At 74.7% G+C, this 14,843-nt stretch carries 17 protein-coding genes; 7 read left to right on the top strand and 10 right to left on the bottom strand.

Annotated features, from left to right (window positions below; genetic code table 11):
• Nucleotides 1-78: 78 nt before the first annotated feature.
• The 8 genes from ABZ671_RS08565 to ABZ671_RS08600 are packed head-to-tail and all read right to left on the bottom strand — an operon-like array spanning nt 79 to nt 8,539.
• Complete coding sequence (locus ABZ671_RS08565; protein ID WP_357853417.1) at nt 79-1,065, bottom strand: DNA topoisomerase IB; 987 nt, start codon at nt 1,063-1,065, stop codon at nt 79-81.
• Nucleotides 1,049-1,951 (bottom strand): glycosyltransferase family 9 protein, encoded by a 903-nt coding sequence (locus tag ABZ671_RS08570; protein WP_357853420.1) that lies wholly within the window; start codon nt 1,949-1,951, stop codon nt 1,049-1,051. The genes ABZ671_RS08565 and ABZ671_RS08570 overlap by 17 nt, the downstream gene beginning before the upstream one ends.
• A complete protein-coding gene (locus tag ABZ671_RS08575; protein WP_357853423.1) occupies nt 1,948-2,646 on the bottom strand; it encodes an SDR family oxidoreductase in 699 nt (232 codons plus the stop codon). Before ABZ671_RS08575 ends, ABZ671_RS08570 begins: the two co-directional genes overlap by 4 nt.
• Complete coding sequence (locus tag ABZ671_RS08580; protein WP_357853426.1) at nt 2,643-4,076, bottom strand: PfkB family carbohydrate kinase; 1,434 nt, start codon at nt 4,074-4,076, stop codon at nt 2,643-2,645. The genes ABZ671_RS08575 and ABZ671_RS08580 overlap by 4 nt, the downstream gene beginning before the upstream one ends.
• A gap of 11 nt (nt 4,077-4,087) precedes the next feature.
• On the bottom strand, nt 4,088-4,777 hold the full coding sequence (locus tag ABZ671_RS08585) for an SIS domain-containing protein (protein ID WP_357853429.1): 690 nt from the start codon (nt 4,775-4,777) through the stop codon (nt 4,088-4,090).
• Nucleotides 4,777-5,994, bottom strand: a complete 1,218-nt coding sequence (locus ABZ671_RS08590; RefSeq protein WP_357853432.1) for a glycosyltransferase — start codon at nt 5,992-5,994, stop codon at nt 4,777-4,779. Before ABZ671_RS08590 ends, ABZ671_RS08585 begins: the two co-directional genes overlap by 1 nt.
• Nucleotides 5,979-6,953 carry a glycosyltransferase family 1 protein gene (locus ABZ671_RS08595; protein ID WP_357853435.1) on the bottom strand — a complete coding sequence of 325 codons (975 nt, stop codon included), beginning with the start codon at nt 6,951-6,953 and terminating at the stop codon, nt 5,979-5,981. The genes ABZ671_RS08590 and ABZ671_RS08595 overlap by 16 nt, the downstream gene beginning before the upstream one ends.
• A complete protein-coding gene (locus ABZ671_RS08600; RefSeq protein ID WP_357853818.1) occupies nt 6,950-8,539 on the bottom strand; it encodes an HAD-IIIA family hydrolase in 1,590 nt (529 codons plus the stop codon). Before ABZ671_RS08600 ends, ABZ671_RS08595 begins: the two co-directional genes overlap by 4 nt.
• A 296-nt stretch (nt 8,540-8,835) precedes the next feature.
• Here ABZ671_RS08600 and ABZ671_RS08605 point away from each other — a divergent pair, with 296 nt between their 5' ends.
• On the top strand, nt 8,836-9,615 hold the full coding sequence (locus ABZ671_RS08605; protein WP_357853438.1) for a polyprenol monophosphomannose synthase: 780 nt from the start codon (nt 8,836-8,838) through the stop codon (nt 9,613-9,615).
• A 74-nt stretch (nt 9,616-9,689) separates the two neighbouring features.
• A complete protein-coding gene (locus ABZ671_RS08610; protein ID WP_357853441.1) occupies nt 9,690-11,123 on the top strand; it encodes an aldehyde dehydrogenase family protein in 1,434 nt (477 codons plus the stop codon).
• Between the two features lie 49 nt (nt 11,124-11,172).
• Here ABZ671_RS08610 and ABZ671_RS08615 read toward each other — a convergent pair whose 3' ends face one another.
• Nucleotides 11,173-11,592, bottom strand: a complete 420-nt coding sequence (locus tag ABZ671_RS08615) for a ChaB family protein (RefSeq protein WP_357853444.1) — start codon at nt 11,590-11,592, stop codon at nt 11,173-11,175.
• Between the two features lie 143 nt (nt 11,593-11,735).
• Between ABZ671_RS08615 and ABZ671_RS08620 the strand changes: the two genes are divergently transcribed.
• The 5 genes from ABZ671_RS08620 to ABZ671_RS08640 all read left to right on the top strand — a co-directional run bounded on the left by ABZ671_RS08620 (nt 11,736) and on the right by ABZ671_RS08640 (nt 14,342).
• Nucleotides 11,736-12,713 (top strand): YihY/virulence factor BrkB family protein, encoded by a 978-nt coding sequence (locus ABZ671_RS08620; protein WP_357853447.1) that lies wholly within the window; start codon nt 11,736-11,738, stop codon nt 12,711-12,713.
• A gap of 86 nt (nt 12,714-12,799) precedes the next feature.
• Nucleotides 12,800-13,216 carry a DUF2795 domain-containing protein gene (locus tag ABZ671_RS08625; protein WP_357853821.1) on the top strand — a complete coding sequence of 139 codons (417 nt, stop codon included), beginning with the start codon at nt 12,800-12,802 and terminating at the stop codon, nt 13,214-13,216.
• Nucleotides 13,217-13,267: 51 nt separating this feature from the next.
• Nucleotides 13,268-13,729, top strand: coding sequence for an SRPBCC family protein (locus tag ABZ671_RS08630; protein ID WP_357853450.1), 462 nt, complete (start codon nt 13,268-13,270; stop codon nt 13,727-13,729).
• A gap of 55 nt (nt 13,730-13,784) precedes the next feature.
• Entirely contained in the window at nt 13,785-14,045 is a 261-nt protein-coding gene (locus tag ABZ671_RS08635; protein WP_357853453.1) for a hypothetical protein, read from the top strand.
• An 84-nt stretch (nt 14,046-14,129) separates the two neighbouring features.
• Complete coding sequence (locus ABZ671_RS08640; protein ID WP_357853457.1) at nt 14,130-14,342, top strand: hypothetical protein; 213 nt, start codon at nt 14,130-14,132, stop codon at nt 14,340-14,342.
• Here ABZ671_RS08640 and ABZ671_RS08645 read toward each other — a convergent pair.
• Nucleotides 14,339-14,788, bottom strand: a complete 450-nt coding sequence (locus ABZ671_RS08645; RefSeq protein ID WP_357853460.1) for a hypothetical protein — start codon at nt 14,786-14,788, stop codon at nt 14,339-14,341. The two genes, ABZ671_RS08640 and ABZ671_RS08645, sit on opposite strands and share 4 nt — an antisense overlap.
• Nucleotides 14,789-14,843 lie beyond the last annotated feature (55 nt).

Genomic DNA, 14,843 nt, shown 5'->3' on the forward strand with positions numbered 1-14,843 from the left:
GGGCGCGGCCCACTGGTAACGGGGGGCCGCGGCGAGGCGCCCGCGACGGGTCAGTCGCGGGCGATCGCCCGGTGCCGGTCACGCCTCCGCCTCCAGCAGCGTCAGGACGGCCTGCTCCACCGTCTCCCGCGGCATCCGCGACTCCACGGCGGCCACCACCCCGTCGTGGTAGAGGTCCACCACCCGTGGGTCCACGTAGGACGTGCGTGCCACGGTGGGCGTGTTGCCGAGCAGTTCGGCAACGGAACGCATCACCGCGGCGACCGCCCGCCTGCGAGCGGTCACCGACCTCTGCGCGCCGACGGTCGCCAGTTCGGTGGCGGCCAGCACGGTGGCGTGCCAGGTGCGGAAGTCCTTGGCGGTCATCTCCCCGCCGCTGGCGTCGCGCAGGTAGTCGTTCACCTCATCGCTGCGCACGTCCCGCCAGCCCCGGCCGTCCCAGTAGCCGAACAGCCGCTCCGCGGCCCGCCGCCGGCGGCGCAGGTTGGTCAGCACCCGGCACAGCTCGGGGTCCTCGATCCGGCGTACCTGCTCGAGGCCACCCTTCGCCGGGAACTCGAGAACCACACAGCCGCCCCGGGAGCGGGCGTGCTCCGGGCGCAGCGTGGACACGCCGAACGTGGGGTCGTCGCCGGTGGCGTACTGGTCGTTGCCGACCCGGAACATGCCCATGTCGAGCAGCCGGGCGACGGTGGCGAGGACCCGGTCCCGCCGCAACCCGCGCAGCGCCAGATCGTGGTCGACCCGGTCGCGCAGCACGGGCAGCCGGTGGGCCACCTCCACCACGTGGTCGAACTTGGCCTCGTCCCGCGTCTGGCGCCACCGCGGGTGGTAGAGGTACTGCCTACGCCCGGCCGCGTCGATGCCGATGGCCTGGATGTGCCCGTTCGAGTACGGCGAGATCCAGACGTCCCGCCAGGCCGGGGGGATGACCAGTTCGCGCAGCCGGGTCAGCTCGTCGGCGTCGCGGATCGGCTCACCCGACGAGTCGACGAAGCTCCAGCCCTTGCCGCGCCGCCGGCGTCCGTACCCCGGCCGACCCGGATCACTACGCCGCAACCGCACCGGAGACCCGCACCGCCTCGTCCACGGCGGCCAGCACCTCGTCGACCCCGATGGCCGCCAACGTCGGGCCGAGCACGCGGTGCCGGGGTCGGTCCACCGGCGGCCCCCAGCGGGCCGGCGGCACCGGGCCGAAGAGCACCACCGAGGCGGTGCCGTACCCGGTGGCCAGGTGGGCCACCCCGGTGTCGCCACTGACCACCAGCCGGGCGTCGGCGACCAGCGCGGCCAGGTCGGCCAGGCCGGTCCGGCCGGCGAGCACGGCGTCCGGCGGCAGGCCGGCCGCCCGGGCGACCCGGCCGGCGAGGTCCCGTTCGTCGGCGGTGCCGGTGAGCACCACCCGGTGCCCCCGGTCGGTCAGCGCCCGGGCGAGCGCCGCGAACCGCTCCGCCGGCCAGCGCTTCGCGTGGATCTTGCTGCCCGGGTGCAGCACGGTCGCGCCGGCCGGGACCCCGACCTCGGGCGGGCGTCGCAGCGCCAGGTCGGCCGGGTCGGCCGGCAGGCCGTACCAGTGCAGCAGCCGGCACCAGCGGCGGACCTCATGCTCGTCGTTGTCCCACGCCGGGCCGGCGGCGTGCCCCGCGTCTGGATTGGCGAAGGCGAACAGCACGCCGGGGCGGGTAGCGGCGAGCATCCGGTGCGATAGCGGCCCCTGCCCGTGCAGGTTGACCGCCACCTCGGGCGGCGGCACCATCCAGGACGGCCGATCGGCCAGCCCGTCGGTGGGCAGCACCCGGTCGACCACACCGACCAGGTCGGCCAGCGGCGCGAGCCAGGCCGGCGCGGCCAGCACCAACTCCCGGCCGGGGAAGCCGGCCCGCAGGCCGCGCAGCGCCGGCACCGCCGTCGCCAGGTCGCCGACCCCGAGCGCCCGCAACACCAGGATCATGGGTACGACGACTCCTGCTCGGCGCAGACCACCATCTCGCGTACCGCGCAGCCGGGTGGCTGGGAGAGGGCGAACATGACGGCGGCGGCGGTGTCGGCGGGTTCGTTGAGCACGGCGTCCGGGCCGGGGCGGTACCGCTCGTCGCGGGTGTCGAAGAAGGCGGTACGCATGCCGCCCGGGATCAGCAGGGTGACGCCGACCGTGCCGGCCAGTTCGGCGGCGAGCGCCCGGGTGAAGCCGACCACCCCGAACTTCGCCGCGCAGTAGGCGGTGGCGTCGCTGACCGCCTTGACGCCCAGCGTGGAGGCGATGGTGACGATGCTCCCCCGGGACGCCTCCAGGAAGGGCAGGGCGGCGCGGATCACCGCGGCCGTGGCGAACAGGTCGACCGTCACGACCCGCTCCCAGGTCTCGCCCGGGACGTCGGCCAGTTTCCCCGGCACGTCCACGCCGGCGGCGGTGACCACGGCGTCCAGGCCGCCGGAGCGTTCCGCCAGGTCCCGGGTGGCCGTCTCGGCGGCCCGGGTGTCGGCCAGGTCGCACTCGATCCACGGCACCCCGTCGCCGGGTCGCTGCCGGTCCAGCACGAGGGGGCGACCGCCGGCGCGGGCCACCGCGACGACCACCGCGGCCCCCAGCCCGCTCGATCCGCCGGTGACCAGCACGGTGGGGCCGCCTCCGGGTTGACTGCTCATGCCGCCTCCTCCGTCGGTTGCCGCCGGGACCGGGCCGCCGCGATCATGTCGGTGGTGGACCGGCCGTCCAGGTAGGGCACGACCACCGTGTGTCCACCCCAGCGGGCCAGGATCTCCGCCTCGGGAAGGGTCTGCTCGCCGCCGCCGGTGGCGTAGTCGCCGCCCTTGACCCAGATGTCCGGACGCAGCCAGGACAGCGCCGCGTGCGGGGTGGGCTCGTCGAAGATCAGCACGGCGTCCACGCAGCTCAGCGCGGCGAGCAGCCGGCTGCGATCGCCCTGCGGCACGACCGGTCGCTGCGGTCCCTTCAACCCGGTCACGCTGGTGTCGGAGTTGAGGCAGACGACGAGGCAGTCGCCGAGCTGCCGGGCCGCCTCCAGCGTCGCCACGTGCCCGGCGTGCAGCAGGTCGAAGCAGCCGCCGGTGGCGACGACCGTGCCGCCGGCCGCGCGTACCTCGGCGACCAGCGCGCCGGCGGCGACCGCGCCGATCCGCTCGCCGCCGCCGCTGACCACCGACGGCGAGGCGTCCCGGACCGGGGCGGGCAGCGCGGCCGCCACGCCCCCGCCGGACACGTACGCGGATGCCTCGGCGACCGCCTCCTGCACCGCCTCGGAGACCAGCGCGCCCCGGGCCAGGGCGAGGGTGGCCGCCGCGGCGAACCGGTCCCCGGCCCCGCAGGTGTCCCCCTCTGCGCTGGCCGGGGCGGGCACCACCAGCGGGGCGGAGCCGGCGTGGCAGAGCAGCGCGCCGTCCCCGCCCAGGGTCACCGCCACCGCGCCGGCCCGCCAGCGGCGGCGCAGCACCTGGGCGCTTCGGGACGCGGTGACCAGCCGCGACTCGCCCGGCCGCGCCTTGGCCAGCTCACGTGCCTCGGGTTCGTTCGGGGTGGCCAGGCGTACCCCGGGCACCGCGGCCGGGCCACGTGGATGCGGATCCCAGACCACCGGCGCGCGGGTGGCGGCGAGCGCGGCCCGCAGCGCCGGCTGCTCGGCCACGCCCCGGCCGTAGTCGCTGACCAGCACCGCGGCGGCGTCGGCGAGCAGGCGCAGCACCGCCTCGCTCGGCTCACCGGGCGGGCTGGCCGGGCCGCCCCGGTCGTGGCGCAGCAGCACCCGCCCCCGCGCCCGCAGCCGGACCTTCTCGGGGGTGGCACCGGCCAGCGGCAGCGCGTACAGCTGCACGCCGGCGGCGGCGAGCAGCGTGCTGAGTCGGGCCCCGCCCGCGTCGTCGGCGATAGCGGTAACCAGCGCGACCTCGGTGTCCCCGGCGGCGGCGAAGGCGGCGGCCAGGCCCGCGCCGCCCGGCCGGTCGGCGTACGTGGTCTCGTCGAGCACCGGCACCGGGGAGTCCGGGCAGAGCCGATTCACCACGCCCTCGACGTCCCGGTCCAGCAGGGTGTCGCCGAGCACCACCACGGGTCCCCTCACGCTCGACCTCCTCATCGGGCCTGCACCTGGTTGGCACCGTCCCCGAGCACCACCTCGACGCCGGTACGCACCGGGCCGGCCGGCGCCGGCCCCACCGCGGCCGCGGTGAGCGCCGCCGGCAGGGCCCGGTCGACGTACTCGCAGAGCACGTGGGTGGCGACCAGGTGCAACTCCTGCACCACCTGGCTCTCCGGCGAGTCGATGACGAGGCTCTCGTGGCAGGCGTCGGCGAGCGGGTTGGGCGCCGGGCCGGTGAAACCCCAGCAGCGCAGCCCGGTTTCGCGTCCGGCCCGGACGGCGGCGAGCAGGTTGCCGCTGGCGCCGCTGGTGGACATCAGCAGGAGAATGTCGTCGGGGCGGCCGTGGGCGCGGACCTGGCGCGCGAAGACCTCCGGGAAGCCGTAGTCGTTGCCGATGGCGGTCAGCGCGGAGGTCTCCGCGTGCAGCGCGATCGCGGAGAGCGGCGCCCGGTCGGCGCGGAGCTTGCCGACCAGTTCGGCGGTGAGATGCTGAGCTTCGGCGGCGCTCCCGCCGTTGCCGGCCACCAGCAGCCGCCCACCGGCCGCCAGCCGGTGCGCCAACTCCCCGCCCCAGCGGGCCAGCAGCTGCTCCGATTCGCGCAACGGCAGCAGCGCGGCGGCCAGCAGGGTCAGGTGGTCCTCCAGCACCGTCCCACCCACAGCCGGCCCGGGCGCCGCCATCAGGCGACCACCCGGGTGGGCCGACCCACGGCGACCACCTCGCCGTACATCGCGGCGAGCCGATCCGCCGTGGTCGACCAGGAGTAGCGGGTGCGGGCCCGTTCCAGCGCCGCCGTGGCGTACGCGAAGCGGCGGATCCGGTCGCCGAACAGCCGGCGGATCGCGGCCCCGAGCGCCGCCGGGTCCCGGGCCGGCACCAGGTCGCCGGTCCGCCCGGGCACCACCGTGTCGATCAGGCCGCCGACGGCGGTGCCGATCACCGGTACGCCGCACGCCATCGCTTCGAGGGGAGTGAGCCCGAACGGCTCGTACCAGGGCGCGGCGACCAGCACGTCCGCGGAGCGGTACCAGCGCCCCATCTCCTCGCGGGGCACCGCGCCGATCAGCTTGACCCGGTCGGCGACCCCGTGGGCCTCGGCGAGCGCCCGCAGCCGCAGCGCGTACGCGTCGGTCTCCAGCAACCCGGCCGGCGGCCCGCCCACCACCACGCACTCGGCGTCGGGGACCAGCGCGGTGGCCCGGATGACGTCCTGGAAGCCTTTGCGTTCCACCAGCCGGCCGACGGTGAGGACGCGCGGCCGGTCTCCGTCCCGCTCGGCGACCGGGCCGAGCGGGGCGAAGGTGGCCAGGTTCACCCCGGACGGGACGACGGTGATCCGGGAGCGTGGCACTCCCATCCGCACCAGTTCGGCGACCTCGTCCTGGCACTGGGCCACCACCCGGTCGACCGAGCGGCCCAGTTCCCGCTCGTGTCCGATCCGGTCCGGCGGGCTGGTGTCCTGGGCACCCTGGTGGCGTCGCTTGACCGTGCCGAGCGCGTGGTACGTCTGCACCACCGGCACCCCGGTCCGTCGGCCGGCGGCGAGGGCGGCCAGGCCGCTCATCCAGAAGTGGGCGTGCACCACCTCGGGCTGCCAGTCGCCGACCCGCCACCGGTCGGCGAGCCACTCCCCGAACGCGGGCATGTAGGGCAGCAGGTCGTCCTTGGCGACCGGCTCGGCCGGCCCGGCAGGCACGTGCACCACGTCGTATCGGTCCGGGGCGCGGACCGCCACCGGCAGGTCCACGGCGTCGCGCCGGGTGTAGACGCGGACGTCGTGGCCGGCGGCGGCGAGCGCGGCGGAAAGCTCCGCGACATGCGTGTTCTGGCCGCCGGCGTCCTCCCCGCCGAGGACAGCGAGCGGGCTGGCGTGCTCCGAGATCATCGCGACGCGCATACTTCCTCCTCCAGCAGCCGGTCCCAGTCGGCGAGAAAGCGCTCCAGGCCGTAGCGGTCTCGGGCCGCGGCCCGGGCCGCGGCGCCCGCACGGCGTGCCGCCACCGGGTCGCCGACGAGGCCGCGGGCCGCCTCCAGCAGCACGTCGACCCGGGTGGAGAGGGCACCGGCGGACGGCGGCACCGCCGCCACGGCCTCGGTGGTGGCCAGCGCCACCACCGGCATGCCGATGGTCATCGCCTCGATCAGGCTCAGCCCGAGCGAGGTCCACCGGCACAGGTGCAGGTACGCCCGCCGCCGGGCCAGTTCGGCGTGCATGGCGTGCTGCGGCACGTCGTCGTGGCTGGTCAGCCGCTCCGGCGGCAGCCCGAGCCGGTCGGCCAGCCCGGCCACGCCCAGGCCGTAGACGTCCAGCGGGGCGATCTCGGCGAAGCGGGGCAGCAGGTCGGTACCGGTGACCCGCCAGCGACGTACCGGCTCGTTGATGACGACGGCGAGCCGGTCCAGCTCGCCGGTCCATTCGACGGCCGGGGCGACCACCCCGTGCTCGACCACGGCGGTGCGGGTCCGGCCGTTGTCCCAGAACAGCTCGTTGAATCCGGTGACGTGGGTGAGCAGCAGGTCGTCGCGGTCGGCCATCGGGTGCCGGGTGTTCGGCACGTCACCCTTCGGGGTGTTGTGCTCGACGTAGATCGCCGGCACGTCCCGGCCCACCCGGCGGCCCAGCCACTCGCAGGCCAGGTCGAACTCCTCGGGGCGCTGCAGCAGCACCACGTCCACCTCGGCCCGGCCCACCTCCTGCGGGGTCACCTCGACGGCGTTGTCCGGCCACGGGTAGGTGCGCGCCCGGCCCAGGCCGTACGGGCCCCGGTCCGGGGTGACCGGCACCAGGTAGCGGTGTTTGCCGTGCACGAAGGACGTGGTCCAGGACCCGTGCACGTGCCAGAGCAGCACGTTCATCGCACCACCCCGACGACTGCGGCCAGGGGCTCCGGCGCGTCGGCGGATACGCCGAGCAGCCGCAGCGCCTCCAGCACCCGCCCCGGCTCGACGGCGGAGAGGCAGGGGTGGCCGGGGACCGGGCAGCGGGTGGCCCGGGTGTCGCGGCAGGCGGCCCCGGCATCGCCGAGCCGAACGGTCGGCACCCGGTACGGCCCCCACTGTCCGAACGGGACGGTGGGGGCGAACAGGCTGACCACCGGAACCCCGAGCGCGGCGGCCAGGTGCGCCGGCCCGGTGTTGCCGACCACCAGCGCGCCGGCCCGGACGATCACCGCGGCGAGTTCGCCGAGCCCGGTGCACCCGCCCAGGTCGAGGCCGCCGGCGGCAGCGACCCGGGCGGTCAACTCCCGTTCGTCGGGCCCGCCGGTCACCACCACCCGGTAGCCGGCGGCGCTGAGCACCCGGACGATCCGGGTGGCCAGCTCGGGCGGGCAGGCCCGGGTCTCCACCGAGGAACCCGGGTGCAGCACGACGTAGCCCGGTGCCCCGAGCCCGGCTGGGGCGGGCGGCAGCCGGTCGGCGCGCAGCCGCAGGCCCGGCTCGTCGTCGGCGGGCAGCGCGTAGCCGGCCGCCGCGGCGAGGGAGAGCGCGCGCTCCGGTTCCGGCACCCCGACCGGTACGCGGTGCCGGACGTCGAGCAGGGCACCCGGATAGTCGTCGCTGATCGCGCTGATTCGAGGGGTCCCGGCCAGCCGCAGCAACAGGGCGAGGGGCAACGCCGACTGGTGGAACGAGGTGAAGACGACTGCCTCCTGCGCGCCGAGCGCGGCGAGCCGGTCGGTGAGCCGGCGCAGATCCGCCGGGTCGGCCGCGCCGGCCGGGGCGTCGATCCAGGGCAGCGGCCACTCGACGATCTCGTCGACGCCGGGCAGCAGTTCGGCCGCGGCCCGGCCGCGCGGCCCGCAGAGCAGCACCACCCGCTGCGCGCCGGCGGCGACCGCCCGGATGGCGGGGCCGGTGACCAGCACGTCCCCGGCGGCGTCGCTGCGCGCCACCAGCACCGTGCCGCTCCGGCGCGGGGCGGCCGGGGCAGCCACCAGGCGGATCCGGCGCAGGATCTCCGTGACCGCGCCCGGCAGGTCGCCGGCGACCGTGGGCGCGGCGGCCACCTCCGCCGGCCGGGTAGCCGGGGTGGGCACCAGGATGCCGGCAGCGCCGGCCGCGGCGGCGGCGATCATGTCGGCGCCGATGTCGCCGACCAGCACGCACCGGGTCGGCGTGGTGCCCAGCGCCCGGGCCGCGGCGTGCACGAGGCCCGGGGCCGGTTTGCGGCAGGTGCACCGGTCCGGCTCGCCGTGCGGGCAGATCTGCCAGCTGTCGAACGGTCCGAGCAGCTGTTCCACCCGCGCGTTGACCCGGCGTAGTTGGTCGGCGGTGAAGCAGCCCCGGGCGAGGCCGGACTGGTTGCTGACCACCGCCAGACGCAGGCCGGCCGCGCGCAGCCGGTCCAGGGCCTCCCGCGCGCCGGGCACGGGTCGAACCTTCTCCGGGTCGCCGTTGTAGGGCACGTCCTCGATCAGCGTGCCGTCGCGGTCGAGCAGCACCGCGTCGTACAGGCCGGACGGGAATCGGTCAGCAACCGGGTCAACCCGGGCTGACCTGCACTGATCCCGCTCGTGGTCCCGTCGCACGGGCGGCGGGTTCCCGACCCCCCGAGGAGTAAACATCAACTTCGGCGGGGACGCCGCTGCGCCGACCCGGTCCGGCGATACCCACCACCCCCGAGAAGCTAACCGACCGGCCCGGCTCGGAATCCCCCGGGCGGACGCCTGCACGGGACTGACGGGGCGACTGGCTACCCTCTCAGGTGAACCCTGTCGGCCGACCGAGGATGTCCGTGATGATCGAACCCGTGCAGTTGCCCTCTCCGTGGCGCGACGCACGCCTGACCGTCGTCGTTCCGACCTACAACGAGGCGGGCAACCTTCCGGTGCTGGTCGAGCGACTCCTCGCCCTGCCGCTGCCCGGGCTGAAGGTGCTCGTCGCGGACGACAACTCCCCGGACGGCACCGGCGAGGTGGCCGACAAGCTGGCCATCGAGCACCCGGGCCGGGTGCTGGTGGCGCACCGCCCGGGCAAGGAGGGGCTCGGCCGGGCGTATGTGGACGGGATCAGCCGGGCGCTCGACGACGGTGCGGATTTTGTCGCGCAGATGGACGCGGATCTGTCCCACCCGGCGGAGGCGCTGCCCGGCATGCTCGGCGCGCTACTCGCCACTCAGGCCAGCGTGGTCATCGGCTCACGTTATGTGCCCGGCGGCGAGCTCGACGAGAGTTGGCCGCTGTACCGGCGGGCGCTCAGCGGCTGGGCCAACCTCTACGTGCACACTCTGCTGCGGGTACGGATCCGGGACCTGACCGCCGGCTTCAAGATCTGGCGGGCGGAGGCGTTGCGCGACATCGGGCTGGAGCGGGTGCAGTCCAACGGGTACAGCTTCCAGGTGGAGATGCACTACCTCGCCACCAAGCTGGGACACACCATCCTGGAGGTGCCGATCCGTTTCGAGGAACGCCGGGAGGGCGACTCGAAGATGACCACCGCCACCAAGATCGAGAGTGCGCTGATGCCGTTCAAGCTGCGCAACCGGCACCGCAACCTGGAGAGGCCGAGTCAGCGGTAGATCCGATCCGGCTACCCGGCCGGTTACCGGGCGAAACGCGTTTGCCTCGCCCGGGCCGGGGCATCCACCGCCGCATGTACACGGTTGCGCAGCTCATCGGTGGGGTGTGGGGCGCCGGGGGCGCGGGAGGTGAGCTGGTCGTACCCGATCCGGCCGACGGCTCGCCGGTGACCACCGCGCCGGTGGCGACGGCGGACGAGGTGGCCAAGGCGGTCGAGGCCGCCCGGGGCGTGGCCGCGGAGTGGGCCGCGACCGCCCCGGCCGAACGGGCGGCGGCGCTGCACCGGGCGGCGGACGCGGTGGCGGCGGTCGCCGAGGAGCTGGCCCAGGCCACCACGGCAGAGATGGGCAAGCCGCTGGACGACGCGCGTGGCGGCGTGGCGGCCGGCATCGGCACCCTCCGGCAGTACGCGGAGCTGGGCCCGGTGCGCGGTGCGCGGACGCTGCACGGCGGCCACGGAGCCCTCGACTTCATGGCCCCCGAACCGCGCGGCGTGGCCGCCGCGATCACCCCCTGGAACGACCCGGTGGCGGTCTCCTGCGGGCTGCTCGGCGCGGCCCTGGTCACCGGCAACGTGGTGCTTTACAAGCCGAGTGAGCGCACCCCCGCCACCGGGTGGCTGCTGGCCCGGGCCCTGGACTCCGCGCTGCCCGCCGGCGTGCTGTCGCTGCTCGTCGGCGGCGGCGAGGTGGGCGCGGCGCTGGCCGGGCAGGCCGTGGACGTGGTGGCCCACGTCGGCTCCACCGCCACCGGCCGGGCGATCGCCGCCGCCACCGCCCGCACCGGCGCGAAGCTGCTGCTGGAGAACGGCGGCAGCGACCCGCTGGTGGTCGACGCCGACGTCGACCCGGTCTGGGCGGCGGAGCAGGCGGCGCTGGGTTGTTTCGCCAACGCCGGGCAAATCTGCGTCGCGGTGGAACGGATCTACGTGCACCGGGATGTGGCGGAGGACTTCGTCGACGCGCTCGTCGAGCGGGCCGAGGCGCTGCGGCTGGGCGCGGGGCGGGAGCCAGGCACGCAGCTCGGGCCGCTGGTCGACCGGCGGCACCGGGATCACGTGCACGGGCAGGTCACCTCGGCGGAGGCCGAGGGGGCGCGGATCCGAACCGGCGGGGAGATCCCGAACGGCCCGGGCGCCTTCTACCCGGCGACCGTGGTCGCCGACTGCCGGCACGAGATGACCCTGGTCCGGGAGGAGACCTTCGGGCCGGTCGCCCCGGTGGTCGTGGTCGACTCGTTCACCGAGGGGCTGCGGTGCGCGGCCGACTCCCCGTACGGGCTGGCCGCCACTGTGCTGACCGGCTCGATGAGCCACGCCCACCGGGCCTGGCGGGAGCTGCCGGTGGGCACCGTCAAGATCAACGCGGTCTTCGGGGGCGCGCCGGGCGGTGCCGCGCAGCCACGCCGCGGCAGCGGCCAGGGCTTCGGGTACGGCCCGGAGCTGCTCGACGAGTTCAGCACGGTGAAAGCCGTGCACATCGAGGCCCCGGGCGGCGGCCACTGGTAGCCGAAAGGGTGGCTGCCCGCATTGGGCAGCCACCTTGCGTGCCTGCGGGTCAGCGACCGCGGGCCTTGGCCTTCTCGCGGGTCTCGGTCGTCTGGCGGAGGTTCGCCTTCTGGATCGCCTTCACCAGTTCCGGCTTGGTCATCCGGGACCGGCCCGGCACGTCCAGCTTCTTGGCGACCTCCATCAGATGCTCCTTCGGCGCGTTGGCGTCCACGCCGCCCGCCGTGGGCGCCCGCCGCTCCGGGCCACCCCCGGCGGCCTGCCGGTCGCTCGGGCCCTTGCGTCCCTTCGACTCCCAGTGATCGCCCACCTTCTCGTACTCGTGCTTCAGGGCGGCGAACGCGGTGCGGTGCGCCCGCTGTCCCTCGCCGTACGTCTCCACGGCCGAATCGTGCGTCTTCGCCCAGGTCCGTTGCGCCTTCTCCGGGGAGCGTCGCAGCGTACTGGGCAGCACCTCGCGCCCGGGCATCTCGTCCTCCTGACATCTCGATGGCTTCCTATGACCGTTCCCCCACGTCCCGGCGGCAAACCGGCACCCGGTTTGTCGATTCCTCCGGCCGGGTACCGCCGGGCCACGCGCGACAGGTGCGCACCGGCGTCGAGGAGGCGGTCATGGCGGCGACGACAAAGCCGGCGGTCACCGGCCGGCAACAGGCCCCGCTCCCCCGGCGGGTACGCCAGCTGAGCTGGTCCACCTGGCGCGGGGTGCTCGCCCGCAGCGGACGGAACTTCGTCACGGACAACTGCGCCGACTGGGCGGCGGCGCTGACCTACTACGGGGTGCTGGCGCTCTTTCCCGCCACCGTCGTGGTGGTGGCGCTGGTCGGGCTGGTGTCCGACGGTGAGCGGACCGTCGACACGGTGATCGACCTGGCCCGGGAGATCGGCGCCGGCTCGGTGGTCGGCAACGACGCCTTCGTCGGCGCCGTCCGCGGGGTGGTGGAGCAGCGGGGGCCGGCCAAGGCGCTGCTCAGCTTCGGCCTGCTCGGCGCGCTCTGGTCGGCGTCCGGGTTCATCGGCGCGTTCACCCGGGCGTCCAACGCGATCTACGGGGTACGGGAGGGGCGGCCGTTCTACCAGCTGCGCCCGCTGCAGATCGGCCTGGCCGCGCTGTCGCTGCTGCTGCTCGCCGTGGTCGCCACCGGGCTGATCGTCAGCGGCCCGGTCACCGACGCGGTCGGCGACCGGCTGCATGCCGGCGGGCTGGCGCGCACGGTGTGGACGGTGGCGAAATGGCCGCTGCTGGCGCTGGTGGCGATGACGCTGCTGTCCCTGCTGTTCTGGATCGCCCCGAACGTCCGGCAGCCCCGGTTCCGCTGGCTCACTCCGGGCGGTGCCCTCGCCCTGCTGTCCTGGGTGCTCGCCTCCGCCGCTTTCGGCCTCTACGTCGCCAACTTCGGCTCCTACGACGTGACGTACGGCAGCCTCGGCGCGGTCATCGCCTTTCTGGTCTGGCTCTACCTGTCCAACTGCGCGCTCATGCTGGGCGTGCAGGTCGACGCCGAAGTTCAGCGCGGGCGGGTGATGCAGACCGGCGCCGGGGACCCGGGCGAGCCGGTGCTGCCGCCCCGCGCCCCGGCTCAGGTGTGAGCGGCTTCGGCCGGTTCGTGGCCTGCTGACCGGCCCGGCCGCTCGGCCCCGGTTTACCTCCGATCCCCTCGGGCATGTCTGACGGCATGGAACGAGGCAACAGCAAGCACTCACCCAGGGTCGACGACAACATGGCCCAGGACGTCGAAGGCCTCGTGCAGGGGCCGGGCGCCGGCGGCTCGCGCGTCGAGGAGTCCCGCCAGCCCGAGCCGGCGGGTGAGGACCAGCCGGAGCCGAAGACGCTGACGGCCGGCGCGAGCCGCGGCGGCAACCCGCAGGGGATGAGCATGGACGACGTCGAGGCACGCAGTCGCCTCGGCCGGTTCATCACCATGGTCGCCCTGCCCGGGGACCGCGAGACGTTGGTGGCCAACGCGCGGGAGAACCAGGCGCCGGCCGATGTCGTCGCCGCCCTGGAAAGCCTGCCCGACGGCACCCGCTACCAGACGATTTCCGAGGTGTGGGCCGCGCTGGGGCACAAGAACGAGACCACGCGCTGGTGACCGGATCGACCCGCGATCCGGAACCGACACCAGCGGAGAGGAGGGGTCGCGATGAGTGATGTTGTCGAATACGTGGATGTTTCCGTTCCGATCCGCACCGTCTACGACCAGTGGACGCAGTTCGAGGAGTTTCCGCACTTCATGCAGGGCGTCCAGGAGGTCCGGCAGCTCTCCGACACGATGACGCACTGGACCGTCGAGATCGCCGGCGTGCGGCGCGAGTTCGATGCCGAGATCACCGAGCAGTTGCCGGACGAGCGGGTCGCCTGGCGGTCGACCGGGGGGAGCCGGCAGGCCGGCGTGGTGACCTTCCACCGCCTCGACGACCGGCACACCCGGGTCACCCTGCAACTGGAGTTCGAGCCGCAGGGTGTGGTCGAGCAAACCGGCGACAAGCTCGGCATGGTGGACCGCCGCGCCAAGAACGACCTCAAGCAGTTCAAGCAGTTCATCGAGCGGCGCGGGCAGGAGACCGGTGCCTGGCGGGGCACGATCGACCGGCCGACCCCCTGATGTCCCGAGCCGCCGATAGCCGTTTGCGATCACCACGACCGGGTACCGCCGAGGCATGACCGACAACGATCGCCACGTGTGGCGCGACGAGACCCGCATACCCCTGCACGAATTGGACCGGGCGCTCGCCCGGTCCACCGTTGACGGGCAGGCCGACGACGTCACCGGCAACGACGCCGGTGAGGAGTCCGCGTTCGGCCACGGACCCGAGGCGGTGGACCGTGGCGCCGGCCCGGAGGCCGAACGGCGGGAGATGACCGACGCGGACCGGGCGTACCGGCCGTCCACCACCGGCCGGACCGGCCCGGACGCGTGAGCCGGCGCCCCGGAAACAGACAGCCGAGTTAAAATCGCCCGAACGGGGGACGGCGATGCCCGGAGCCCGCGTAACACTTCCGGGATGCAACAGGGCTCCGGTTTCCTCACCCCGCGTCAGCGCCGCCTGGCCTGGCTGGGTTTCCTGCTCGCCGCCGTCCAGGCGCCCGTCGCCGCCAAGCTGGTCTCCGACGCCTCCTGGCTGTTCAGCCTCGTGGTGGCCCTCATGGTGGCGACCGTGATCATTGCCGACGACGCCCGCCGCCGCCAGGCGGCGGACGCCTCCTGCGGCGATTAACCGTCGGTGCCGGGGCGCGCCTCGTGCCCCGGCCGTCCGGGGCTGCGCCGGTGTTCTTTCATCTCCGCCTCGTAGAGGTGGCGCCGACCGCCGGCCAGCTCGTCGCGGGCCCGGCGGTCCAGCTCCCGGAAGAGCGCGTAGTACCCGTCGTCGAAATCTTCGACGATCTGGAAGGTCCAGCGGCCGGCGATCACGTTGCGGCCGATCAGGTCCCGACCGATCACGTCCGCGATCTCCTGGTGGCCGGCGCAGCGGAACAGTCCCACCGCGCCGTCGAGCATCAGATCGGCGTGGCCGATCAGCTGGTGCAGCGCATAGAGGTGCCCACGAGCCCGTTCCACCGTCTCCAGGGCCTCGCTGAGCTTGCCGAGCGCCGCCACCGTAGCGTCACTCACGCCCGCCGGCCGGCGGTGCGCCTCGTCCGGTCCGTTCGCCTGTCGCGCCATCGCGTGTCCTCCACCGGGTCGGCGATTGCCTTCTGACTTCTGCCCCCTGACGGGC

The organism is Micromonospora sp. NPDC006766 (assembly GCF_040636055.1).
GTDB lineage: Bacteria > Actinomycetota > Actinomycetes > Mycobacteriales > Micromonosporaceae > Micromonospora.